At 62.4% G+C, this 22,372-nt stretch carries 21 protein-coding genes, 3 tRNA genes and 2 pseudogenes; 16 read left to right on the forward strand and 10 right to left on the reverse strand.

Annotated features, from left to right (window positions below; translation table 11 throughout):
* Positions 1 to 94: 94 nt before the first annotated feature.
* The 11 genes and pseudogenes from ACVDG8_RS32510 (at position 95) to ACVDG8_RS32560 (ending at position 11,897) form a co-directional block, all read left to right on the forward strand.
* Positions 95 to 529: an EamA family transporter gene (locus ACVDG8_RS32510; protein ID WP_447252128.1), complete on the forward strand. Its 435-nt coding sequence runs from the start codon at positions 95 to 97 to the stop codon at positions 527 to 529.
* Positions 526 to 1,534, forward strand: a pseudogene (locus ACVDG8_RS32515) (NAD-dependent epimerase/dehydratase family protein). Before ACVDG8_RS32510 ends, ACVDG8_RS32515 begins: the two are co-directional and overlap by 4 nt.
* A gap of 23 nt (positions 1,535 to 1,557) precedes the next feature.
* Entirely contained in the window at positions 1,558 to 3,030 is a 1,473-nt protein-coding gene (locus ACVDG8_RS32520; RefSeq protein ID WP_447252129.1) for an aspartate aminotransferase family protein, read from the forward strand.
* A gap of 2 nt (positions 3,031 to 3,032) precedes the next feature.
* Positions 3,033 to 4,265, forward strand: coding sequence for a hypothetical protein (locus tag ACVDG8_RS32525; protein ID WP_447252130.1), 1,233 nt, complete (start codon positions 3,033 to 3,035; stop codon positions 4,263 to 4,265).
* A complete protein-coding gene (locus ACVDG8_RS32530; protein ID WP_447252131.1) occupies positions 4,262 to 5,020 on the forward strand; it encodes an FkbM family methyltransferase in 759 nt (252 codons plus the stop codon). The genes ACVDG8_RS32525 and ACVDG8_RS32530 overlap by 4 nt, the downstream gene beginning before the upstream one ends.
* A gap of 151 nt (positions 5,021 to 5,171) precedes the next feature.
* Positions 5,172 to 7,733, forward strand: coding sequence for a GcvT family protein (locus tag ACVDG8_RS32535; protein ID WP_447252132.1), 2,562 nt, complete (start codon positions 5,172 to 5,174; stop codon positions 7,731 to 7,733).
* 85 nt (positions 7,734 to 7,818) lie between these two features.
* Complete coding sequence (locus ACVDG8_RS32540) at positions 7,819 to 8,667, forward strand: DUF1194 domain-containing protein (protein ID WP_447252133.1); 849 nt, start codon at positions 7,819 to 7,821, stop codon at positions 8,665 to 8,667.
* Positions 8,668 to 8,746: 79 nt separating this feature from the next.
* Positions 8,747 to 9,112: a beta/gamma crystallin-related protein gene (locus tag ACVDG8_RS32545; RefSeq protein ID WP_447252134.1), complete on the forward strand. Its 366-nt coding sequence runs from the start codon at positions 8,747 to 8,749 to the stop codon at positions 9,110 to 9,112.
* Between the two features lie 202 nt (positions 9,113 to 9,314).
* A complete protein-coding gene (locus ACVDG8_RS32550) occupies positions 9,315 to 10,265 on the forward strand; it encodes an ABC transporter substrate-binding protein (RefSeq protein ID WP_447252135.1) in 951 nt (316 codons plus the stop codon).
* 64 nt (positions 10,266 to 10,329) lie between these two features.
* On the forward strand, positions 10,330 to 11,106 hold the full coding sequence (locus ACVDG8_RS32555) for an ABC transporter permease (RefSeq protein WP_447252136.1): 777 nt from the start codon (positions 10,330 to 10,332) through the stop codon (positions 11,104 to 11,106).
* Entirely contained in the window at positions 11,103 to 11,897 is a 795-nt protein-coding gene (locus ACVDG8_RS32560) for an ABC transporter ATP-binding protein (protein WP_447252137.1), read from the forward strand. Before ACVDG8_RS32555 ends, ACVDG8_RS32560 begins: the two co-directional genes overlap by 4 nt.
* A 3-nt stretch (positions 11,898 to 11,900) precedes the next feature.
* Here the strand turns inward: ACVDG8_RS32560 and ACVDG8_RS32565 are convergent, their stop codons facing one another.
* From ACVDG8_RS32565 to ACVDG8_RS32585, 5 genes are all read right to left on the reverse strand, one after another.
* Positions 11,901 to 12,350 (reverse strand): GNAT family N-acetyltransferase, encoded by a 450-nt coding sequence (locus ACVDG8_RS32565; RefSeq protein WP_447252138.1) that lies wholly within the window; start codon positions 12,348 to 12,350, stop codon positions 11,901 to 11,903.
* 38 nt (positions 12,351 to 12,388) lie between these two features.
* Positions 12,389 to 12,679 (reverse strand): type II toxin-antitoxin system TacA family antitoxin, encoded by a 291-nt coding sequence (locus ACVDG8_RS32570; protein WP_447252139.1) that lies wholly within the window; start codon positions 12,677 to 12,679, stop codon positions 12,389 to 12,391.
* 64 nt (positions 12,680 to 12,743) lie between these two features.
* Positions 12,744 to 13,682, reverse strand: coding sequence for a GlxA family transcriptional regulator (locus ACVDG8_RS32575; RefSeq protein ID WP_447257156.1), 939 nt, complete (start codon positions 13,680 to 13,682; stop codon positions 12,744 to 12,746).
* 306 nt (positions 13,683 to 13,988) lie between these two features.
* Complete coding sequence (locus ACVDG8_RS32580; protein ID WP_013531161.1) at positions 13,989 to 14,123, reverse strand: hypothetical protein; 135 nt, start codon at positions 14,121 to 14,123, stop codon at positions 13,989 to 13,991.
* 390 nt (positions 14,124 to 14,513) lie between these two features.
* A complete protein-coding gene (locus tag ACVDG8_RS32585; protein WP_371013481.1) occupies positions 14,514 to 14,699 on the reverse strand; it encodes a hypothetical protein in 186 nt (61 codons plus the stop codon).
* A gap of 220 nt (positions 14,700 to 14,919) precedes the next feature.
* Between ACVDG8_RS32585 and ACVDG8_RS32590 the strand changes: the two genes are divergently transcribed.
* A complete protein-coding gene (locus tag ACVDG8_RS32590; RefSeq protein WP_447252140.1) occupies positions 14,920 to 15,819 on the forward strand; it encodes a LysR substrate-binding domain-containing protein in 900 nt (299 codons plus the stop codon).
* Between the two features lie 81 nt (positions 15,820 to 15,900).
* Here the strand turns inward: ACVDG8_RS32590 and ACVDG8_RS32595 are convergent, their stop codons facing one another.
* A complete protein-coding gene (locus ACVDG8_RS32595; RefSeq protein WP_447252141.1) occupies positions 15,901 to 16,848 on the reverse strand; it encodes an SDR family oxidoreductase in 948 nt (315 codons plus the stop codon).
* 26 nt (positions 16,849 to 16,874) lie between these two features.
* Here ACVDG8_RS32595 and ACVDG8_RS32600 point away from each other — a divergent pair, with 26 nt between their 5' ends.
* Positions 16,875 to 17,267 (forward strand): winged helix-turn-helix transcriptional regulator, encoded by a 393-nt coding sequence (locus ACVDG8_RS32600; RefSeq protein ID WP_455707386.1) that lies wholly within the window; start codon positions 16,875 to 16,877, stop codon positions 17,265 to 17,267.
* Positions 17,268 to 17,296: 29 nt separating this feature from the next.
* Here the strand turns inward: ACVDG8_RS32600 and ACVDG8_RS32605 are convergent, their stop codons facing one another.
* The 3 genes and pseudogenes from ACVDG8_RS32605 to ACVDG8_RS32615 all read right to left on the reverse strand — a co-directional run bounded on the left by ACVDG8_RS32605 (position 17,297) and on the right by ACVDG8_RS32615 (position 20,917).
* On the reverse strand, positions 17,297 to 18,244 hold the full coding sequence (locus tag ACVDG8_RS32605; protein WP_447252143.1) for an alpha/beta hydrolase: 948 nt from the start codon (positions 18,242 to 18,244) through the stop codon (positions 17,297 to 17,299).
* 235 nt (positions 18,245 to 18,479) lie between these two features.
* Positions 18,480 to 18,665, reverse strand: coding sequence for a hypothetical protein (locus ACVDG8_RS32610; protein ID WP_447252144.1), 186 nt, complete (start codon positions 18,663 to 18,665; stop codon positions 18,480 to 18,482).
* Between the two features lie 184 nt (positions 18,666 to 18,849).
* A pseudogene (locus ACVDG8_RS32615) lies at positions 18,850 to 20,917 on the reverse strand (ASKHA domain-containing protein).
* Between the two features lie 183 nt (positions 20,918 to 21,100).
* Here ACVDG8_RS32615 and ACVDG8_RS32620 point away from each other — a divergent pair.
* The 3 genes from ACVDG8_RS32620 to ACVDG8_RS32630 all read left to right on the forward strand — a co-directional run bounded on the left by ACVDG8_RS32620 (position 21,101) and on the right by ACVDG8_RS32630 (position 21,339).
* Positions 21,101 to 21,177, forward strand: a tRNA-Leu gene (locus ACVDG8_RS32620).
* A gap of 8 nt (positions 21,178 to 21,185) precedes the next feature.
* A tRNA-Leu gene (locus ACVDG8_RS32625) sits at positions 21,186 to 21,261 on the forward strand.
* A gap of 1 nt (position 21,262) precedes the next feature.
* Positions 21,263 to 21,339 (forward strand) — tRNA-Leu (locus ACVDG8_RS32630).
* Positions 21,340 to 21,375: 36 nt separating this feature from the next.
* Here the strand turns inward: ACVDG8_RS32630 and ACVDG8_RS32635 are convergent.
* On the reverse strand, positions 21,376 to 22,350 hold the full coding sequence (locus tag ACVDG8_RS32635; protein ID WP_447252146.1) for a methyltetrahydrofolate cobalamin methyltransferase: 975 nt from the start codon (positions 22,348 to 22,350) through the stop codon (positions 21,376 to 21,378).
* Between the last annotated feature and the right edge of the window lie 22 nt (positions 22,351 to 22,372).

Consider the following 22,372-nt stretch of genomic DNA (forward strand, 5'->3'; position numbering starts at 1 on the left):
AGTGTTAAAGCCATGGTTTACTCAATATGTTCTTGTGACTTCACGAAATGTTTGCAGGTTAGTAGTAGGACGACCGCGGGGCAGGGTGGCGCACATGAAATACATCGTCTTCATTCTCTTTACGGTTATGACCAATGCCGCGGCGCAGCTGATGCTGAAGCAAGGCATGATGTCGCTTGGTCCGATTTCGTTCGAAGGCACCAACCCGCTCATGAAGCTGTTGCAGATCGTGTTCAGCCCGTGGGTGTTCCTGGGGCTGTGCACCTTCGTCATCTCGATGGCGTCGCACCTCTATGTGCTGTCCAAGGTCGAGCTCAGCTTCGCCTATCCGTTCCTCAGCCTCGCCTATGTCGCGGTCGCGATCTTCGCCTATTTCGTCTTCCGCGAGGACCTCAATGGCTGGCGCATCGCCGGCATCGCCTGCATCTGCGTCGGCACCGTGCTGATAGCGCAAAGCGGCCGCGGACATGAGGACCAGACCGCCTCCATCGCGTCCGACAAAATCCAAGCAAACGAGATCGTCCGATGAGACATGTGATTTTCGGCGGTGACGGTTTCGTCGGCCGTCACCTTGCCCCCAAGCTCGTTGCCGATGGCGAGGAAGTCGTCGTCGCCGACATCGTCAAGAGCGACCTGCCGCATTACCGCTCGATGCGGTTCGTCACCTGCGATGTCACCGATCCGGCCTCGGTGGCCACGGTTGGGCTCAAGGCCGACGACATGGTCTACAATCTGTCGGCGAAAATGCTGTCGCCGATCCAGGTGCGCGCCAAGCGCCATGATTTCTTCTTTCCGGTGAATTTCCACGGCACCGAACACATCATGCGGGCCATGGACAAGGCCGGCGCACCGAGGCTCGTCCACTACACGACCGACATGATCTACGGCCACACGGTGACGATGCCGATGACCGAGGAGCACCCTGTCGCGCCGCTCGGCGAATATGGTTGGTCGAAGCAGAAGACCGAGGAACTTGCCGCCGAATGGCGCACGCGCGGCATGTCGATCTCACTGTTCCGTCCGCGCCTGATCATTGGACCCGGCCGGCTCGGCATCCTCGAAAAACTGTTCAAGCTGATCGACTGGAACCTGCCGGTGCCGATGATCGGCTCGGGCCGAAATCCCTATCAGTTCATCTCGGTGTTCGACTGCGCCGAGGCCGCCCGCGCGGCTTGGAAGGCAGGCGTGCCGAACGAGGCCTATAATCTCGGCTCGCTCAACCCGCCGCCGGTCAGGAAACTACTGGGTGACCTGATCCGTCATGCCGGTTCCAAGTCGCTGCTCATTCCGACGCCGGGCTGGGCGGTCAAGCGTACGCTCGACCTGCTCGACCTCATGAACATGCCGATCATGGATCCGGAACAATATCTGATTGCCGACGAGGAATGCGTGCTCGACGTGTCCAAGGCCGAGCGCCAGCTGAGGCTGGGTGCCGCAATATCGTGACGAGGACATGCTGATTGCCGCCTACAGCGAATACCGCGCCAAGAAGGACGGCCACGCCGTCGCCACCAAACACGTTCCTGCCGAATAAGGCGACGTAGGGAGATTTTTCAGATGACCGTCATGGCCAAGCCGGAACAGACGAACGCGCGCACGCTGGTCGATGCGCCGGCGCTGTCGCCCGCCACAATAGCCAAGCCCGATTTGATCAGCGTCGAACAGGCCAAGGCGATGGATGTCGCCCGCATCACCGACCTGTTCAAGGCGCATCTCAATCCTGGCCAGCTGCATTTCATGAAGCTGCTCGGCTTCCACAAGATCAAGATCGAGCGCGCCGAAGGCATGTTCTACATCGACCAGAACGGCCGCAAGATCCTCGACTTCTTCGGCGGCTTCGGTTCGCTGGCCTTCGGCCACAACCACCCGCGCATCCTGGAAGCCAGGAAAAAATTCCAGGAGGAGAAGCGCCAGGAAATCGCCATTGCCTTCATGTCGCAATATGCGGCAGCACTCGCGCACAACATCGCCAAATGCTCGCCTGGCGAGCTCGACATGGTGTTTTTGGGCTCTTCCGGCTCGGAAGCCATGGAAGCGGCGGTGAAGCTCGCCGAGCGCGCCGCCGGCCCGAAGCGGCCGAAGGTGGTCTATGCCGAGAATTCCTTCCATGGCAAGACTAAGGGCGTGCTGGCGATCACCGACGGCCAGCTCTATCGCGCCGACTTCAAGGTGGCGGACAATGTCGTGCGCGTTCCGTTCGGTGACATTGACGCCGTCGAGCGACTGTTCATGAGCGATCCCGAGATCGGCGTCATCGTGCTCGAAACCATCCAGGGCGGCGGCGGCATCATCCAGGCAGAGGCGCAGTACTGGCAGAAGCTGCGCGCGCTCTGCGACCGGCATGGCGTGTTGTGGGTGGCCGACGAAGTGCAGTGCGGCTATGGCCGCTCCGGCCGCTTCTATGCCTTCGAACACTATGGCGTGGTGCCGGACGTGACGGCGCTGGCAAAGTCGCTGGGCGCCGGCAAGGCCGCGGTCGGCGCCATGATCGCCAAGCGCGACGTCTACATGAAGGCCTATGGCACGCCGAAGACGGCGATGATCCACGCCATGGCGACGTTTGGCGGCATGGGCGAGGCCTGTGTTACCGCGATCGAAGGCATCAACGTGCTCTATGATGACGGGCTGATCGACAATGCCGCCTTGACCGGCGACTACCTTCTGCAGCGCCTGCAGGCGCTGAAGGAAAAATACCCGAAGATCATCAAGGACGTGCGCGGCCGGGGCTTCATGGTCGGGCTCGAATTCCACGACTTCTCGCAGACCTTGCCGATGGTGCTGCGGCCGATCGTCAGCGTGCTCGACGACAAGCTGAAGGGTTCGCTGTCTGGCTTCGTCGGTTCGCTTCTGTTGCGCGACTATGACGTGCTCGTCGCCTTCACCGAATACAACCGCAACGTCATCCGTCTGGAGCCGCCGCTGATCTGCCAGCGCGAGCATGTCGACCGCTTCGTCGACGCCTTCGACAGCCTATTGTCGCGCGGCATCGTGGCGATCGTGAAGGATTTCGTGAAAAGCCAGGTTCGCTGAGGATGCTGACCAAGTCTCCTGCTCCGCAAAACCCGCTGGAACGGCTTACGTCGGCCGGTCTCGCCCGGGGCGAGGAGACTTATGCGCGATGGGCGGCGTCCATCGGCGCGATTGCGTTTTCGCTCTACATCCTGCTCACCGCTTCTACGGCCTGGTTCATGCCCGACGCCAATTGGGACATGCTTCCCTATCTGGCGATTGCGGAGGAGGGCACGCATCCGGATGCGCAGGCGCTTCACGACTATGCCTACAGCACGGTCAAGGCCGGTGTGTCGGCGGGCGACTATAAAACGTTGACCGATGACGACGGCGGTTTCCGCAGCCACATGACGGACAATGCCGTCGACTTCCATTCGCTGCTCGGCATGTACCGCATCAAGTTCCTCTACGCCGAGATCCTGTCCGGCCTCAGCCATGTCGTCTCGCCGGTCGAGGCGATGCGGCTGGTGCAGGTGTTCTCGGTGCTGCTGTTCGGCGCCATCACGCTCGCCTGGCTGCGCGCCGAAGGCGCGCTGGCGCTGGCGCCGGTCGTTGGCGCCGTGCTGATCATGGCCGATTTCGGCGACGCCGCGCGCGCCTCGACGCCCGACCTGTTGTGCTCGGCGCTGTTCCTTGGCGGGCTGTTCGCCTATATGCGCAAACGCGAGGCGGCAACCGCGATCCTGCTTTTCCTGGCCTTTATGGCGCGGCCGGACAACATCGTCTTCCTGGCCATCTTCGCTGTCTTGCTCGTTGCTTTCCGTCAGAAAGCCTGGGGCGCGCTGGCCGGTTTCGCAGCCTCGTTCGTTGCCTATTTCGCCATCTCGCATTGGGCGCAGCATCCCGGCTGGTGGCCGCATCTCTGGTTTTCCAGCATCGAGCAGCACTACAATATGGACGGGTTCGAGCCGCCACTCTCGGTGACGGCCTATCTCAAGGCTTTCGCCGCCTCGGTCGTGCGCGCGGTCACCGTCAACAGCTGGGTCGGCGTCTCGGTGCTGGCTCTGGCCGGCTGGTTCGGGCTCGATCGCGCCGGTTTCCGGATCGAGCGCCGCGCCGGCATCCTGCTTGCGGCGCTCGTGCTCGGCGTGCTGGCGAAATTCACCGTCTTCCCGATCCACGACACCCGCATCTACTTCCCCAACCTTCTGCCGCCCTTCCTTTTGCTCATCGCGCCGCTGACGGCGTTGTGGGCATCGGCAAGCCAGGCAGGCCGGCGCGTCGCGCTGCAGGTCATTTCCGGAGACAAGTCATGAGTTCGGTTTCCAGCTTGGCGCGCATCCTGCTCTCACTCGGCCTGCCCGCCGGCCTGCTTGACCGTGGACCCTCGCTGCATGGCACCAAGTTCCTCGCCAAAGCCGCGTTGAAGGCCCGCTTCAGTGGCAAGGGCCGGCCGTTCCAGATGGTCAATGTCGGCGCCTGCGACGGCGCGCTGTTCGACGACGTGACGCCGTGGCTGCACAGCATTCGCGGCGCTCGCGCCATGCTGGTCGAGCCGATCCCCTATAACCAGAAGCGGCTGCGCGCCAATTATCCGGATGCAAGCCGCTTCGTCATCGAGCCGGTGGCGGTGACCCGGATCAAAGGCACGATCACCGTGCACACTTTCGACGCCGCCGCGCTCGAGGCCGGCACGCTGCCGATCGAGTTTATCGGCTGCTCCTCGGTCACCGACACCAATCTGATGTCGGGCAAGAATGCCTGGGGTGAGGCGGATGCCAATTTCAACAAATTCGCGCCGCATCTGAAGGACATCGAGGTGCCGTCGGAGACGCTGCGGACGCTGCTCGATCGCAACGGGATCGACCATATCGATGCTTTCCTGGTCGACTGCGAGGGCGCCGACTGGATTGTGTTCGAGCAGCTCGATCTGCAGCGCTACCGCCCCGGCATGATCAAGATCGAGGTCGGCGCGTTGCCGGCCGCCGAGATCGGCCAGGTCGTGGTCAAACTCAAGACCGCCGGCTATCAGGTCGGCTTCCAGGCCGAGGACATCTGGGCTTTCGCCTGAATCGGCCCTGGATGACCGAGCGGCGCGACGGGTCGCGCCGTACCTGCGACGTGTCGCAAACAGGCGGTAGCTCGGTCGACGTCCTCTGCATATTGTGCGCCATTCGAAGGGCGCGCAAAGGCGCCCGTCCATCCCTTTGGAGTCGCGGGCAATGGCAGAGTTTCCGAAAAAGGCGAAGGTCGTCATCGTTGGCCTGGGCGGTATTGTCGGCGCGTCGGTCGCCCATCACCTGATCGAGCGCGGCTGGGACGATATCGTCGGCATCGACAAGTCCGGCATCCCGACCGACATCGGCTCGACGGCGCACGCCTCGGACTTCTGCTATACGACCAGCCACGATTTCCTGTCCTGCTGGACGACGCTCTACTCCATCGATTTCTACGAGAAGATGGGTCACTACGCCCGCGTCGGTGGCCTCGAGGTGGCGCGCGTCGGCGACGACAGCCGCATGGAAGAAATCAGGCGCAAGATTGCTTCGGCCAAGGCCTTTGGCACGCGCGCGCGGCTGATCGAACCGGCCGAGATCAAGGAAAAATTCCCGCTGATCGAGGAGCACCTGGTGCAGGGCGGCCTGTGGGACCCGGACGCCGGCCTCGTCATTCCGCGCTCGCAGACGGTGGCCGGCAAGCTGGTCGACCAGGGCGAGGCCTCCGGCAAGCTCAAGGCTTTCGCCAACACCTCGGCCAAGTCGCTCATCGTCGAGAACGGGCGCATCAAGGGCGTGGTGACGGAGCGCGGCACGATCGAGGCCGACTATGTCGTGGTCTGCACCGGCATCTGGGGCCGTTTGACCGCGGCGCTGGTCGGCGAGGACCTGCCGGTGATGCCGATCGACCATCCACTGACCTTCTTCGGCCCCTACAATGAGTTCGCCGGCACCGGCAAGGAGATCGGCTGGCCGCTGCTGCGCGACCAGGGCAACTCGGCCTATATGCGCGATACCGGCGACCCGAAGACCGCCGAGGGCGGGCAGATCGAGTGGGGCTATTACGAAGAGACCAATCCGCGCCTTTGCCATCCGCGCGACCTGCTCGAAAAGGATCAGGCGCGGCTGTCGCCGTCGCAGCGCGATCTCGACATGGAGCAGATCATGGCGCCGCTGGAGCGCGCCATGGAGCTGACGCCGATCCTGGGCGAGCTCGGCTACAATGAGGGCCATTCCTTCAACGGCCTGTTGCAGGTGACCACCGATGGCGGCCCGTCCATGGGCGAAAGCCAGAAGGTGAGAGGCCTGTGGTATGCCGTCGCCATCTGGGTCAAGGACGGCCCGGGCATGGGCAAGCTGATCGCCGACTGGATGACCGACGGCCGCACCGAAATCGACCATCACGCCATCGACTATGCGCGCTTCTACCCGCATCAGACGCAGGAGCAGTTCATCTGGGATCGCTGCACCGAGACGGCGATGAAAGTCTACAATCCTGCTGTGCATCCGCGCGAACCCTTCTCCAAGGGCCGCAACATCCGCCGCTCGCCGTTCTGGGAGCGCGAGAAGGAATTGGGCGGCTATTTCATGGAACTCGGCGGCTGGGAGCGCGCCCATGGCTATGCCGCCAACGAGCATCTGCTCGAGAAGTATGGCAATCGGGTTCCCGTGCGTGAGAACGAGTGGGACAACCGCCATTTCTGGCGCGTCTCCAATGCCGAGCATCTGGCGATGAGCGAGGATTGCGGGATCGTCAACCTGTCGCATTTCTCGATGTATGACGTCGAAGGACCCGACCATGTCGCGCTGCTGGAATGGCTCTGCGCGGCCAAGATCGGCGGCGACAACAATATCGGCAAAGGCATCTACACCCACTTCCTCGACGAGGAAGGCATGGTGCGCGCCGACTTCACCGTCATCCGCATGGCCGACCGCTGCCGCGTCATCGACGGCGCCGACGCCGGGCCGCGCGACTTTCGCTATATGCAGCGCACCGCGCAGGACAAAGGTTTTGACGCCACCGTCACCGACGTTACCGAGAAATACGTCACCATCGGCATCTGGGGGCCGAACGCGCGCACGACCTTGCAGAAGGTGGTCGAGAATCCGGACGGGCTTTCGCTCGAGAATTTCCCCTTCGCCGCGATCAAGCCGATCAGGATTGGCGGCAAGGATGTCACTGCCTTCCGCATCTCCTATGTCGGCGAGCAGGGCTGGGAATTGCATATGCGCTACGAGGACGGGCTCGCCGTCTGGGATGCGCTGCGCTCCACCGGCGTCATGCCGTTCGGCGTCGAGACCTATGCCAACACGCGCCGCATGGAAAAAAGCCTGCGACTGCAGAATGCCGATCTGCTCACCGAGTACAATCTGCTCGAGGCCGATCTGGCGCGTCCGAAGGTCAAGGACAACGATTTCTGCGGCAAGGCCAAGCATGTCGAATATCGCGCCCGCGAGCACCAGCCGGCCATCCTGTGCACGCTGGTGATGACCGACAACAAGGATGCCAAGGGCGTCGCCCGCTATCCGGTCGGTATCATGCCGGTGCTGGACCCGGCGACCGGCGAGACGCTGGTCGACGAACTTGGCCGCCGTTCCTTCACCACGTCGGTCGCCTACGGCCCGACGATCGGCAAGAACATCGCGCTCGCCTACCTGCCCTGGGCCTTCGCCCAGGAGGGCCGCAAGCTTAACGTCGAATATTTCGGCGAGACCTATCCGGTCGAGGTCGCCGCCGTCGGCTACAAGCCGCTCTACGACCCGGAGAGCCTCAAGCCGCGCAGCTAAGCCACCGGTCTATCGCTGTCGAAGGCCCGGCTGATGCTGAGCCTTTTTGCTTTGTCCGAGCGCCGTTATCGCTTACCCTCGCGTCATGTCCGCTTTCGGCCGTGCAGGTCCTTGGCTTTCGAGCGCTGCCGCGCTGGCGATGCTCCTTGGCCTGACAACACGCCCGACCGCGGCCGAGCCGGTCGATGTCGAGCTGGTGCTGGCGGTCGATGTTTCGCTCTCCATGTCACCGGCCGAATTGGAGATCCAGCGCCATGGCTACGCGGCGGCGCTGACGCATGACAATGTGCTCAAGGCCATCGCCGACGGCGCCTCTGGCAAGATCGCCGTCACCTATGTCGAATGGGCCGGCACCACCTGGCAGCGCGTCATCGTGCCGTGGACCGTGATCGCCAGCCGCGCCGATGCCGAGCGGTTCGTCACGCAGCTCAACGCCAGCCCGCCGGACAGCGCGCGGCGGACCTCGATCTCCGGCGCGCTGACCTTCGGCAGCGATCTTTTCGCCGAGAGCGGTTTTCAGAGCACCAAGCGGGTCATTGACGTCTCGGGAGACGGTCCCAACAACCAGGGCGCGCCGGTCAACCTGACGCGTGACGAGGTGGTGAAGCAAGGCATCACCATCAACGGCCTGCCGCTGATGACACGCGGCGGCTTCAGCAGTGCTTTCGACGTCGACAATCTCGACCGCTATTACAGCGACTGCGTCATCGGCGGTCCGGGCGCTTTCATGATCCCGGTCAATGATTGGACGCAATTTCCGGATGCCATTCGCCGCAAGCTGGTTCTGGAACTCGCCGGTCCGGCTTCGCCGCAATGGGCGGCGGAAGAGGCGGCGCACCCGCCGGTGGTGCTGGCGGACGACAGGCCGACCGCCGATTGCCTGGCGGGCGAGAAGATGTGGCGCAATCGCGGCTGGGTGCCGGGCAACCCGTGATCAAGACGCCAGACGGAGCGCGCAGGCTTGCCTCGCTGGGCTGCAAGATGGCAAAGTGCCTCAGGGACGGCGTCATTGCGTGAAGCAATTTTATGAGGAACATCACATGAAGCGTTTGGTTACCTTGGCTGCATTCGCGTCGATAATTTTCACCGGCAGCGCCATCGCCCAATCTTATGGGGGGCCAGCCTGCGCAATGTTCGAGGACGTCAACTTTCGGGGCCGGTCCATTGAAATGGAGCCCGGCGATTCGGTCAATTTCCGCGGCGGCCAGTTCTGGAACGACCGTGTCTCGTCCATCTTCGTGAGCCGCGGCTGCACACTGGTCGCCTATGAGGATACCGGGATGCGTGGCCGATCGATCGAGGTGCAGCGCAGGGCCCGCAGCCTCGGTGGCTGGAATGATCGCATCTCCTCGGCCGAGTGCGTTTGCGACCAGTACTAGAAGGGTTCACCGTTCACGGAAACGGCGAACCGCTCTATTCCCGGAATTGCTCCAGGAAGCCATCCGGCCCGGTCCCGGACAAGCTGCCGCGATCGTGATTGGTCTTTGGTTGGAGCATGGCTTGGCAGGGCAGGCACTTCATTGACAAGCCTTTTGGCGTCTGTGAGACAATTCGGTCTCACAACACAAAAGGGGAACCACAATGAACAGGACCAGCATTTTCACGGCGGCGCTGACGGCAGCCGTCGTGCTCGGCGCGCCGGCAATGGCCGCCACCTCGGTCACCATCGGCATCAGCGGCTGGACCGGCTTCGCGCCGCTGACTTTGGCCAAGCACGCCGGGTTGTTCGAAAAGCACGGGCTCGACGTCACGCTGAAGAAGGTGCCGCAGGCGAGCCGTCCGCTGGCGATTGCCAGCGGCGACCTGCAATGCGCGGCGACCACCGTCGAGACCTGGATGGTTTGGAACGCCAGCGGCGTCACCACCAAGCAGATCTTCCAGCTCGACAAGTCCTACGGCGCCGACGGCATCGTCGTGCGCAACGACATCAAGAGCGTCGCTGATCTCAAGGGCAAGAATGTCGCCTCGTCGGCGCCCGGCACGTCGCCCTATTTCATGCTCGCCTGGGTGCTCAACAAGAACGGCATGTCGACCAAGGACGTGACGGTCGTCAATCTGGAGCCGGACGCGGCGGCGCAGGCCTTCCTGGCCGGCCAGAACGACGCGGCCGTCACCTACGAGCCTTTCATTTCGGCGGTGCGCGGCAAGTCCGACCAGGGGCATATCCTGGCTACCACGCTCGACTATCCGATGGTGCTCGACACCGTCGGCTGCACGCCCGACTTCCTCAAGGCCAATCCCGATGCCGCCAAGGCGCTGGCAGACAGCTATTTCGAAGCGCTCGACCTGATCAAGAAAGACCCGCAGAAATCCTACGGGATTATGGGCGCCGACGTGAAGCAGTCGGCCAAGGAGTTCGAGGACTCGGCCAAATACCTGAAATGGGCCGACAAGGCGGAGAACAAGCAGTTCTTCACCAAGGATTTCCAGGACTTTTCCAAGACCGCGGGTGAGCTTCTGCTGCAGATGGGGCTGATCAAGGAAGCGCCGGATGTGACGACGCTTGCCGACACCAGCGCGGTGGCGAACTGACGCTGAATCCCGCGATCGGCGGTGCCTTCCGGCCACCGCCATTCCTCGTTAATGAGAGGACCTGATGCTGCGTCCCCTGCATCCCGTTCCGCCTGGCTTGCGGGCCGTGCTCGGCATCGCCTTCTTCGTGCTTTTCGTGGCGTTCTGGGCGTGGATCACGCTCGGCGGCCATGTGAACCGGATCTTTCTCGCCGATCCGCTGTCGATGCTGAAGGACGGCTGGCGGCTGCTCGTCGAGGACCGTTTCTGGCTCGATATCCTGATCACCATGTGGCGCGTCTTTGGCGGTTTCGTGCTGGCCTCGCTCGTCGCCGTGCCGATCGGCATCGCCATGGGCGCCTGGAAGCCGGCCGAGGCCTTCCTCGAGCCGTTCGTGTCCTTCGCCCGCTATTTGCCGGCATCGGCCTTCATCCCGCTGCTGATCCTGTGGGCGGGTATCGGCGAGCTGGAAAAGCTCCTGGTGATCTTTGTCGGCTCGGTTTTCCAGATCATTCTGATCGTCGCCGTCAAGGTCGGCAACACCAGGCGTGACCTGGTTGAGGCCGCCTACACGCTGGGCTCGACCGACAACGGCATCGTCAAGCGCGTCATCATGCCGGCCAACGCGCCGGAGATCGCCGAGACGCTGCGGCTGGTGCTCGGCTGGGCATGGACCTATGTCATCGTCGCCGAATTGATCGGCTCGTCGTCCGGCATCGGCTACATGATCATCAACAGCCAGTCGCGGCTGGCGACGGGGCAGATCATCTTCGGCATCATCGTCATCGGGCTGATCGGGCTGCTGTCCGATTTCGCCTTCAAGGCGCTCAACCGCTGGCTCTATCCATGGAGCCTGGCATGAGCAAGCTTCGCATCGAAGGCGTCTCGCGGACCTTTGCCGCGGTCAGGGGCGGCAAGCCGGTGCAGGCGCTGCAACCTGTCGACCTCTCGGTCGCGGCCAATGATTTCATCACCATTCTCGGCCCTTCCGGCTGTGGCAAGTCGACCTTGCTCAGGATAGTCGCCGGGCTGGAGGCGCCAAGCACCGGCCAGGTGCTGCTCGACGGCAAAGCCGTCACGCGCCCGGGTCCGGATCGCGGCATGGTGTTCCAGTCCTACACGCTGTTTCCCTGGCTGACGGTGGCTGAAAACATCGGCTTCGGCTTGCGCGAACGCGGCATGGCCGAGCGCGAGCGCAACGGCATCGTCGCGTCCTATGTCGACCTAGTCGGTTTGAAGGGTTTCGAGAACCATTGGCCAAAGCAGCTTTCGGGCGGCATGCAGCAACGGACCGCGATCGCGCGGGCTTTGGCCAACGATCCGGAAATCCTGCTGCTCGACGAGCCGTTCGGCGCGCTGGACAACCAGACGCGCGGGCTGATGCAGGAATTGCTGCTCGGCATCTGGGAGCGGCGCAAGAAGACGGTGCTGTTCGTCACCCATGACATCGAGGAAGCGATCTTCATGGCTTCGCGGGTGATCGTGATGAGCGCGCGGCCTGGCCGCATCAAATCGGATGTGCCGGTCGACCTGCCGCATCCGCGCCACTACACGCTGAAGACCAGCCCGGAATTCTCGGCGCTGAAGGCGCAACTCACCGAAGACATCCGCATCGAGGCGATGCGGACGGCGCAGGCACAGGCGGCCGCATAAAACTCAGAGGTTCTTCAAGTCCTTTATGAGCACATAGAGGTGTAGCGGGTCGGTCGGTGACCGCATGAATCCGTAGCGTTCGTAAAAGCTGCGGGCGTTGTCGTCCTTCGCATGTACTGTGAGAGCGCGGATGCCGGCGATATCGGCTGCTTGCAAACTGCGCAGGACTGCGTCACGCAACAGGCCCGCCCCAACGCCTTTACCCCGCCAATCCAAGCTGACCGCGAGCCGCGCCAGCAACATTATCGGCACCGGATAACGAGCCAGGCCCTTTTTCAAACGATCGGGCGCGTCGTCATAGGCAACCTCGCCAATGGCCAGCGTATAAAAGCCGATCACGATCTCGCCAGAGAGACCGATATATGTCTGCGACGCGTTTGCTTGCTGGTTTTGAAATGCATAGCGAGCAAGAAAGCGGTTGAGCGGCTGTTCGCCGCAGTCGAACTCCTCCACCGAATGGCTGCGAGTCAGCTTCTCAATGCGAAAAGAGCTCACGCCGGATCGCGGCCGGAAAAGATGCCTGGTTCGCTCAGCAGTTTCTTGAGGCGCGGAAGGTCTTTGGTCGGCGCATCAAGCGCTGAGATAAATGCGGCCCATTTCTCAGCGTCAAGATAAAAGGTACGCCGGTCGGCCAATGTCTCCTCAGCCCGGCCAAGCGCGCTTTCAAGAACGAAATCACTCAACGACCGGCGCTCGGCCGCCGCCGCGGTCGCAAGAATACGCTTAGCTTCCGCCGTAAGGCGCAAGTCAAGCTTTTCGGATCGATTGGTTCTTGTAGTCATAACGTACCTCACAATATAGAGGTAGCATGACTGTCAGACAATGTCATGACAAATTCAAAATGACTCAGGCCGCCAGCAATTGTTTGCGGTCGACGCGTTCCTGCTGTGGCGAGCGGGCATAGAGCTCGCGGTAGCATTTGGAGAAATGTGAGGCCGAAACGAAGCCGCAGGCCACCGCCACCTCGACCACCGGCATCGAGGACTGGATGAGCAGGTGCCTGGCGCGGTCGAGCCGGATCTCAAGATAGTAGCGGGCGGGCGAGCGGCCCATCTCGGTGCGGAACAGGCGCTCGATCTGCCGGCGCGACAGATCGACATGGTCGGCGATCTCGATCAGCGACAGCGGCTCGGAGAGGTTTGCTTCCATCAGTTCGATGATGGTCAGCACCTTGGAATTCTGGACGCCGAGGCGGGCGCGCAGCGGCAGGCGCTGGCGGTCGGTCGGGCTGCGCACGCGGTCGGTCAGCACCTGCTCGCAGACGCGGTTGACCAGGCTATCGTCGAAATCGTCGCCGATCAGCTTCAGCATCATGTCGAGCGCGGCGGTGCCGCCGGCGCAGGTGTAGACGTTCTGGTCGATCTCAAAGAGATCGGCAAAGACATTGGCCTTCGGGAAAGCTTCGGAGAAGCCGGGCAGGTTCTCCCAATGGATGGCGCAGCGCTTGTTGGACAACAGGCCGGCGGCGGCCAGGATATGGGCGCCCGTGCACAGGCCGCCGACGGCGACGCCGCGATTATACTCCTCGCGCAGCCAGGCGAAGGCCGACCTGTTCTGGTAGCGCTCGACATTGATGCCGCTGCAGACGATGGCCATGTTCGGCCGATCCGGCCCGGCCATCTTCTTGCGCTCTTCCTCCAGCGAGGTGTTGACGGCGCATTCGACGCCGTTCGAGGCGCGCACCGGTTTGCCATCGATGCTGGCCAGACGCCAGCGATAGGCCTCGTAGCCGAGCATCCGGTTGGCGGAGCGCAGCGGATCGAGCGCTGTCGCAAAGGCGATCATGGTGAAGTCGGGGACAAGAAAGAACACAAACGATCGCTTGATCGGATGCTTTACGACGTTCACGGGAACCTCACGCAGCCATGACGCGAACAGGATGTCGCGAATAGCATAGCGACATCAGGAAAAACCATTCCTGTCAATCGGGTAGGCGGCTAAGTGAAGATTAAATTTGCGACACGGGTCGCAAATGGGCAATTCATGCATGCGTAAAGTATCGTCGGCCGGCCGATGCCGTGCCAGCACCAACGAAAACGCCGCCTCGGTGAAACCGGGCGGCGTCGAATTCAGCTTGGGAGGCCGATTGTCTCAGGCGACGAAGCCGAGGCGGGCGGCATTCATGGCGCCGGTCTGGCCGGGCATGGTGTTGGCAAGACGCTGACGCTCGAGAGCGGTGGTCAGGTTCATTTCGCGGCGGGCAAAGAGGCGGGCAAAAAGCTTCATCATCATCTCCTATCAGTTGCTTAGACGGGTCGCCTTCGCTTGATGGAGTGGGGCAGCTCGTTTGCTGGCGGTGATATAGGCTCAGTTCAGCAGAAACTAAATCGCAAAAGCGAAGCGCTTGATATGAAATGCGACACCGTTTGCGACATTTTTAGGCAAGATGCCTGAAATTTTAGGCAGTGTTTCTGAAATTTCTTATTTATTACAACGGCTTATCTTGAAAATTAACTCGCTATGCGGCTGCTTCATATGCGTCATGCGTGGCCCGCATGGCTGGCAAAGTCGTTTGAATGCAAACAAAAAGGTTCTGTGCAAATAGAAAGGTGCGGCACAAACGAAAAGGCTTGCCGAGCTGATGCGGCAGGCCTTCAGCATTGAATGTTCACTGGGTTACTTCGCTCCGGCCCAGCTTCCGACGCCGAAGCGCATGTTGGTCTTGGCGTCGGCGGCTTCCGGCCAGCCGATGTCCTTCTGCAGTTCGATCGGCAGCGCGTGGATGGCGCGTTCGGTCTGGTAGCGGGCGCGGGCCGCGCTGAATTCGGTCGCGAGACGGCCGATGGACGAGAGGATGGACATTGTCTTTCTCCTTGATTCGGGCAGGGAGGCGCCCGGCAATGCGTTAAGTCAGGTATGTTTCAGCTTCATTTCATGTCGATTGCAGGTCTGTGTCGTGGTCGTTTGATGGCTGCTTTTGGCAGCATCCTGCATCGGTCGAGTTGACTATGAGCCCGAAGTGATGTTCAATCAAACGAAATGGAATGATCGTTTGCATCAGAAAAATTGAAGGCTGGCTCCGATGAACGCCCCGCTTAATCATCCTTTGCCGCTGCTCGACCTCGACGTTCTGCGCACCTTTGTGGCGATTGCCGAGACCGGCAGCTTCACCACCGCCGCAACCGCGGTGTTCCGCACGCCGTCGGCCGTCTCCATGCAGATCAAGAAGCTCGAGGATATTCTCGGCCGCTCGGTCTTTGCCCGCGACGCGCGTTCGGTGACGCTGACCACGGATGGCGAAATGCTGCTCGGCTATGCCCGCCGGCTGCTGTCGATCAACCGCGAGGTGGTGTCGAAGTTCATCATTCCCGACATTGTCGGCGTGGTCCGCCTGGGTTCGCCGGACGACTACGGCGAGCGCGTGCTGCCGCATGTCTTGAAGCGTTTCGCGCAGTCGCATCCGTCGATCGCCGTCGACGTCACCATCGACCAGAGCATCAATCTGCGCCGGCGCATGGACGATCGCGCTCTCGACATCACGCTGCTCACCAACTCCTACAAGACCAGCGCGATCGGCGCCGAGGTGCTGCTTACCGAACCGATCGTGTGGGCTGGCGCCAAGGGTGGCTGCGCGCATCTGCGCGAACCGCTGCCGGTATCGCTATGGGAAGAGGGCTGCAGCTGGCGGGCCGGCGCGCTGGAAGCGCTCGGCCGCGAGGGGCGCAACTACCGCATCGCCTATATGAGCGCCCATACCGCTGGCCAACGCGCCGCTATCATGGCCGACCTTGCAGTGGCGCCGCTGCCGAAATCCTTCCTGGGTGACGACATGGTCTCGCTCAGCCCGAAGGACGGCATGCCGGATATCGGCACCTACAACCTTGCCATGGTGGTGGCGCCGGACGCCAGCGCGCCCGTGCAAGCCGTTGCCGACCACATGCGCGCGACGTTCGAACTGTTCCGCGAAACCGGCAAGTTCTGAACCCCGCTTAACCAATCCTGCTTGACAGAGTCCGTCCAGGCATTCCTGGGCGGGCTCTGTTGGCTTGATCGCGCTTTGCGTTCAGAATGCGGTTTCCAGAATGTCCCTAAGTGGCGTTGGCGGGCGGCCCGACAGTTTCTCGACATCGCCGGTGACAATGTTCATGCCGCCGGACGCAAATCCTGCCTGAATGCTGGAAATCGCGTTGATGACGTCCAGCGGCATACCGGCTTGGGCAAGGCCGCTACGGAGTTGCTCGTCGGCGATGACAGCGAAACTCATCGGCTTGCCCGAAGCTTCGGCGATCATGGCGGCGCGCTCGGCCCCCGAGATGCTGGCAGGGCCGGTAGCATTGTATATCGCACCGACATGGTTGTCGCCGATCAGGATGCCGGCCGCCGCAGCGGCGACATCGTCGCGCGAAACGAATGCGACGCGGTTTTCGGCAAGTCCAGTCAGCATGCCCAGGCCGAACGACATCTGTGCTTCCTGCACCAGCGATTCAGCGTAGTAGTTCATGCGCAGGATCGTCCATCTTGCGGCCGTTTGGATGAGCCTCTGTTCGCCTGCCCAGTAGGATGCGCCGATGGCGGGCTCCAACTCCTCGCGAGTGCCTGCCATCGACATGAACACGATGTGACTGACGCCGGCTGCAACGGCTGCATCGATGGCCGTCAGGTTTTGCGCGGCGCGTCGACCGGGCCGCAAATCGGACGTCGGGATAATCAGGAGCCGGTCAACACCGGCATAGGCGGTCGCCAGAGTGTCGGGACGGTCATAGTCGCCGAGGCGGGTTTCTGTGGCTGCCGTGACCGTCTCGGGCGTACGTGAAATTGCGACAATGGCGTCTGGCGATCCACGTCTGACAAGTTCGTTTAGAACAGCTTTGCCAAGTTTGCCGCTGACGCCGCCAATGCCAATCTTCATGGTGTTCTCCATCGTTGGGTTGGTACGAACATTTTGTTCGTTGTGATATGATGGAGACTGGAAATCGGCGCAAGAATGCACAATTGTGTGCGTCGCGAACATCGATGTTCGTGTTGAAGGACAGGCAAATGTCGCGAGCTTCCACGCAAACGAGCGCGCCAGAAATGGCGGATCCCGATCCGCACGCGGAGTGCCGGGCAATCGGCCAGGTTCTCGACAGGATCGGCGACAAGTGGACCATCATGGTGGTCGGCGCATTGTCGCGCGGTCCGATGCGCTTCAACGCGCTGATGCGGCTGATCGGCGGCGTGTCCCACCGTATGCTCACGCTGACGCTTCGCGGGCTGGAGCGGGACGGGCTGTTGAAACGGACAGCTTATCCGACTATTCCACCTAAGGTGGAATACGAGCTGACCGAAATGGGCCACTCGCTGATCCTGCCGCTTGAGGCGCTGTCGGCATGGGGGCAGAAAAACCGGCCGGCGATCGAAGCTTCACGCAGGGAGTACGACCAGGGCTGAAGCGTGTCGCACAGCCATGGCGCGGTCGATCAGGTCGCGGCCTCACCTTGCAACCACCAGCCTCTGGCCTTCGAGCGCATTGCCTTCGACTCACCGGCCAGGAAATCGACCATGCTGTCGCGGGCACGGCGCGCTTCCGGCATTTCGATCAGCGGCCAGACGTGGAACATGCCTTCCTCATAGACCACGTCGACCTCGACGCCGGCGGCGCGCGCCCGTTCGGCGAAAATGAGATTATCTGGTGTCAGCATATCGCGCGAACCGGTCAGCAACAGCGTCTTCGGCAGCACCGAGAGGTCGCCGTAGAGTGGGCTGATGTGCCAGTCATTGCGGTCGAAGCCGGCGCTGTAGAGCCGCACCGCTTCCAGCCCACCCGGAATACCCAGCCACGGATCTTGCCGCTCGGCCTCGAAGACTTCGGGATTGGCAAGCGAAACGTCGAGGCCGGGCGAGATGAGCACATGGCGCGACGGCAGGGGCAGGCCTTCCTCGGCGGCCATCATGGTCAGCACAACGGCCATGTTGCCGCCGGCGGAATCGCCCATGAAGACGATGTCCTCGGCATCCGTTTCTTCGAGCATGCGCCGGTAGACGTCGCCGACCATGCCGAACATGTCATGGAAATTGTGCTCAGGCGCGATCGGATAGATCGGAACCGTGATGCCGAAGCCCAGCCGCTCGGCCATCTCGGCGATCAGCCCCCAGTGATAGGAGGTGATCTGGAAGACATAGGCGCCGCCATGCAGGTAGAGGATGCGGCGGCGTTCGCCTGCTTTCGGCGCGATTTCGTAGACGGGAAAGCCGTCGATGTCGGTTTCGGTGATGTCCAGCCGAGCCCTCAGCAAAGCCGGCGGGTGGTAGTCCTCGGTCTTGCGGGCGTAGGCGATCCAGCGCCGCAGGTTCTCCGGGCTGGAAAAGGCCCTCTTGCGGCTGTGCCTGAGGACGAATGAGACGACGTGACTTTTCAAACTGGGCATGCGGATACACGGACCCCGGCAGAGCCGACTAAGAGAAATTCTCCCGCTTTCCGAAGATTGTACCTCAGTTAAAAATGTCAAGGTTTTGGCACTGGCATATCGGCGCGATCCGATAATGCCAGTTCTCAGCGCCGCCCCGGCAAAAGCACGACGCGCAGCTTGTTGTCGCTTGCAGCCGGAGCCTTTTCTTGACCCCGGCGCTTGCCGAGCAGCTTGCATTTGTCGGCGAAGGTCATCAGCGCGGCGTGCCCAGAAGCAGCGAATGAAGGGCCGACTGCGGGTCGCTCGACGGCGCGCCCGGCCAGCCGATATCCTTCTGGACATGCGCCGGCAGGCTGTTCAACGCGCGGATCGCCTTGTTGCGTGCATGAGCCTGCTTGATGGTGGCGCCGAAGCGGCCGAGATTTCCGAACATCGACATTTTTATCTCCCTTGAAGAGCCGCGGCGGCCGAGGATTATTCCTGGCCGCCTTTCGATGTCCGTTAAATGGCTCACGCATGTATCGGCTGCATTTCGCGAAAACAGCGTTTCGGTTTCCAGATCGGTTCGATCCGGAAACATTTGCATGCAAATGAAATTGGAGGTGCCTGCCGAAGCGCCTTGGCTACTCGCGGCTGCGCCGCGCCGCGTGGCCTTCGCGCGAACGCCGCCGTGGCGCAGCGTCACCGGCAACACCATCCTCGCTGACGGTCTTGCGCGGCGGCAGCTTCACCGCCGCCGAGAGTTTCGGGAATGGATCGACCTTGTTGGGCAACGCCATGGCGTAGACGAAATGCTCCTGGAATTTGGGCTCAAGTGCAGTCTCGATCTTCTCGATATGGCTGACCGTGTCCTCGATCTCGCGGCGGTAGCCGCGGTTGAGCAGCGCCATGCGTGCGCCGGCGCCGGCGGCGTTGCCGACGGCCGAGACCTTGTCGAGGTCGCAGTCGGGGATCAGACCCAGCACCATGGCGTATTTCGGATCGATGAAGGAGCCGAAGGCGCCGGCGAAATGGATGCGGTCGACATGCTCGGTGTTCTGCTTTTCCATCAGAAGCTTGGTGCCGGCATAAAGTGCTGCCTTGGCGAGCTGGATGGCGCGCACGTCGGTCTGGGTGATGGTGATCTTCGGTTCGCCTTCCTTAAGCACGTAAGAGAAGGTGCGGCCATTGGCGACGACGCGCGGCGAACGCGCGGCAAGCGACCCGTCGACGACGCCATCCTCGGAGATGATGCCGGAGAGGTACATCTCGGCCACGATCTCGATGATGCCCGAGCCGCAAATGCCGGTGACGCCGGTCGCCTGCACGCTGTCGAGGAAGCCCGGTTCGTCGGACCAGAGTTCCGAGCCGATGACGCGGTATTTCGGCTCCAGCGTGTCGGGATCGATGCGCACGCGTTCGATGGCGCCGGGCGCGGCGCGCTGGCCGCCGGAAATCTCGGCGCCCTCGAAGGCCGGGCCGGTGGGCGAGGAGGCGGCGACGACGCGGGTGGAGTTGCCGAGCACGATTTCGGCATTGGTGCCGACGTCGACGATCAGCATCATCTCTTCCTGGCGATGCGGACCTTCCGACAGCGTGACGGCGGCGGCGTCGGCGCCGACATGGCCGGCAATGCAAGGCAGCATATAGAGGCGGGCGCCCTGGTTGAGCTTGAGGCCGATATCGGAGGCCTTGATGCGGACCGCGCCGGAGACGGCGAGCGCGAAGGGCGCGCCGCCAAGCTCGGTCGGATCGATGCCGAGGAACAGATGATGCATGATCGGATTGCCGACGAAGACGCTGTCCAGGATGTCGTTGCGCTGGACATTGCCTTCGGCGCAGACCTTGTCGACGAGGCCGGAAATCGCCTCGCGCACTGCAACCGTCATGCCCTCGCGGCCGTCCGGGTTCATCATCACGTAGGAAACGCGGCTCATCAGATCCTCGCCGAAGCGGATCTGCGGGTTGGAGGTGCCGGAGGAGGCGGCGACGCGGCCCGAAAGCAGCGACACCAGATGCATGGCGATGGTGGTCGAGCCGATGTCGCAGGCGAGCCCATAGGCCTCGTTCTTCAGGCCGGGCCACAGCGCGATGACGCGCGCGATGTCGCTGTCGGCATCCTTGTGGATGGCGGCGGTGGCGGTCCAGTTGCCCTTGCGCAGGATGCCCTGCACCTGCGGCAGCAGGTAGAAATCGAATTCGAGGTTCTTGAGGCCCCAGTCCTTCATCAAGGCGATCTTCAGCCGGTCGAGATCGCCGAGCGGCTTGTGCATGTCGGGCTCTTCGATCTCGACGTAGCACATGCGGATCGCCGCATCGCGCGCGATGACCCTGGTGTCGGCATCCTTGCGGATGGTCTGGGCATTGATGACCGTGTCCTGCGGCACGTCGATGACGAGATCGCCGAGGATCTGCGCCGAGCAGGACAGGCGGCGCCGTTCGGGCAGGCCGCGGACGCGCTCGTAGCGCTCTTCCTTGGCGCCCTTGGGCGAGATGTGGTCGTTGGACGAGACGATCTTGTGCTTGGCGAAATTGCCTTCCTGCACCTCGATCTGGCAGCGCCCGCACGTGGCGCGGCCGCCGCACGCTCTCGACATAGACGCCAAGCTGGCGCGCGGCATCGAGCACCGGCGTGCCTACAGGGAACCGCCCGCGCTTGCCAGACGGCATGAACAGCACGAGGGGGTCGGTGATGTTGGCAGGCGAATTCATGCTTTCCAGACTTTACTTCCTAGATCGCTCGAACTTGACAATCCTCGGCGATCGCTGCATTAGCAAGACTATGAACAATGCCTCGACACATTCTGTTGTGTTTCGCTCGGAGCGACTACTCCTGCTCGCCTAAGGCGTGCGGGTAACGGCATTCTTTCATCCCGATACTCGCCCGCCTGAAGCGCGGGTTTGGCCCAACCGGCAGAGGCAGCGGACTTAAAATCCGTCAAGTATGGGTTCGAATCCCATAACCCGCACCAATTTCTCCGCGAGCGTAGCCCAACTGGTAGAGGCACCGCACTCAGACTGCGGTTAGTGTGGGTTCGACTCCTCCGCTCGCACCAAGGGAGGATAGCCCAATTGGAAGAGGTAACGTCCTGAGAAGGCGTCCAGTGCGGGTTCGAACCCCGTTCCTCCCACCATCTCTCGTCATCATATCGTGTCGCCTGTGTTGTGACTCAACCCCGTCCCATCCGAGCTTCACGGCCGCCACGGCGACGACCGCCGTTGACGGCGCCTTCGCCCGGCGCATTGACCTGTGTCGGCGCCGCGACAGCCTGGCCGCCTTCGGCCGGCTTGTAGTCCTTGTAGGTCCTGATCCAGTTGGTGCAGTTCTCGTCGGTGCCGTTGAGCACATTGGCGCCGCGCACGGCTTCCATCTCCTGCGGACGGACCGGGTTCATGATGGCCGAGGTCATGCCGGCGCCGATCACCATCGGAATGAAAGCGGCGTTGATGCCGTGGCGGTGCGGCAGGCCGAACGAGATGTTGGAGAGGCCGCAGGTGGTGTTGACCTTGAGCTCTTCACGCAGGCGGCGCAGCAGCGCGAACACCTGACGGCCGGCATCGCCCAGCGCGCCGATCGGCATGACCAGCGGGTCGACGACGACGTCATGGGCGGGGATGCCGAAATCGGCGCAGCGCTCGACGATCTTCTTGGCGACGGCGAAGCGCACATCCGGATCCATCGAGATACCGGTCTCGTCATTGGAGATGGCCACCACCGGCACGTTGTATTTCTTGACCAGCGGCAGGATCGCCTCGAGCTTTTCTTCCTCGCCGGTGACGGAGTTGACTAGCGGGCGGCCCTTGGCGACCTTCAGCGCTGCCTCGATCGCGGCGGTGACCGAAGAGTCGATCGACAGCGGCAGGTCGACCAGGCCCTGCACGATCTCCAGCGTCTGCACCAGGAGGCCCGGCTCGGTCTCGTTCGGATTGACCGAAGTCACGCCGGCGTTGACGTCGAGCATGGTGGCGCCGCAGGCGGCCTGTTCCAGCGCGTCCTTGATGACCGTCTCGAAATTGCCGGCGATCATCTCGGCGGCCAGCTTCCTGCGACCGGTCGGGTTGATGCGCTCGCCAATCACGCAGAAGGGCTGGTCGAAGCCGATAATGATCTCGCGTGTCGCCGAGGCGACGATGGTCCGGGTCATGAAGTCTCTCCGCCTTGATATA

This window comes from Mesorhizobium sp. ORM8.1 (assembly GCF_053005525.2).

What these genes read in the sequence shown, in the direction of transcription:
- ACVDG8_RS32510 (WP_447252128.1), top strand. Translation starts at nt 95, where the DNA reads ATGAAATACATCGTCTTCATTCTCTTTACGGTTATGACCAATGCCGCG.
- ACVDG8_RS32520 (WP_447252129.1), top strand. Translation starts at nt 1,558, where the DNA reads ATGACCGTCATGGCCAAGCCGGAACAGACGAACGCGCGCACGCTGGTC.
- ACVDG8_RS32525 (WP_447252130.1), top strand. Translation starts at nt 3,033, where the DNA reads ATGCTGACCAAGTCTCCTGCTCCGCAAAACCCGCTGGAACGGCTTACG.
- ACVDG8_RS32530 (WP_447252131.1), top strand. Translation starts at nt 4,262, where the DNA reads ATGAGTTCGGTTTCCAGCTTGGCGCGCATCCTGCTCTCACTCGGCCTG.
- ACVDG8_RS32535 (WP_447252132.1), top strand. Translation starts at nt 5,172, where the DNA reads ATGGCAGAGTTTCCGAAAAAGGCGAAGGTCGTCATCGTTGGCCTGGGC.
- ACVDG8_RS32540 (WP_447252133.1), top strand. Translation starts at nt 7,819, where the DNA reads ATGTCCGCTTTCGGCCGTGCAGGTCCTTGGCTTTCGAGCGCTGCCGCG.
- ACVDG8_RS32550 (WP_447252135.1), top strand. Translation starts at nt 9,315, where the DNA reads ATGAACAGGACCAGCATTTTCACGGCGGCGCTGACGGCAGCCGTCGTG.
- ACVDG8_RS32555 (WP_447252136.1), top strand. Translation starts at nt 10,330, where the DNA reads ATGCTGCGTCCCCTGCATCCCGTTCCGCCTGGCTTGCGGGCCGTGCTC.
- ACVDG8_RS32560 (WP_447252137.1), top strand. Translation starts at nt 11,103, where the DNA reads ATGAGCAAGCTTCGCATCGAAGGCGTCTCGCGGACCTTTGCCGCGGTC.
- ACVDG8_RS32570 (WP_447252139.1), bottom strand. Translation starts at nt 12,679, where the DNA reads ATGACTACAAGAACCAATCGATCCGAAAAGCTTGACTTGCGCCTTACG.
- ACVDG8_RS32575 (WP_447257156.1), bottom strand. Translation starts at nt 13,682, where the DNA reads ATGATCGCCTTTGCGACAGCGCTCGATCCGCTGCGCTCCGCCAACCGG.
- ACVDG8_RS32580 (WP_013531161.1), bottom strand. Translation starts at nt 14,123, where the DNA reads ATGAAGCTTTTTGCCCGCCTCTTTGCCCGCCGCGAAATGAACCTGACC.
- ACVDG8_RS32585 (WP_371013481.1), bottom strand. Translation starts at nt 14,699, where the DNA reads ATGTCCATCCTCTCGTCCATCGGCCGTCTCGCGACCGAATTCAGCGCG.
- ACVDG8_RS32590 (WP_447252140.1), top strand. Translation starts at nt 14,920, where the DNA reads ATGAACGCCCCGCTTAATCATCCTTTGCCGCTGCTCGACCTCGACGTT.
- ACVDG8_RS32595 (WP_447252141.1), bottom strand. Translation starts at nt 16,848, where the DNA reads ATGTTCGCGACGCACACAATTGTGCATTCTTGCGCCGATTTCCAGTCT.
- ACVDG8_RS32600 (WP_455707386.1), top strand. Translation starts at nt 16,875, where the DNA reads ATGTCGCGAGCTTCCACGCAAACGAGCGCGCCAGAAATGGCGGATCCC.
- ACVDG8_RS32605 (WP_447252143.1), bottom strand. Translation starts at nt 18,244, where the DNA reads ATGCCCAGTTTGAAAAGTCACGTCGTCTCATTCGTCCTCAGGCACAGC.
- ACVDG8_RS32610 (WP_447252144.1), bottom strand. Translation starts at nt 18,665, where the DNA reads ATGTCGATGTTCGGAAATCTCGGCCGCTTCGGCGCCACCATCAAGCAG.
- ACVDG8_RS32635 (WP_447252146.1), bottom strand. Translation starts at nt 22,350, where the DNA reads ATGACCCGGACCATCGTCGCCTCGGCGACACGCGAGATCATTATCGGC.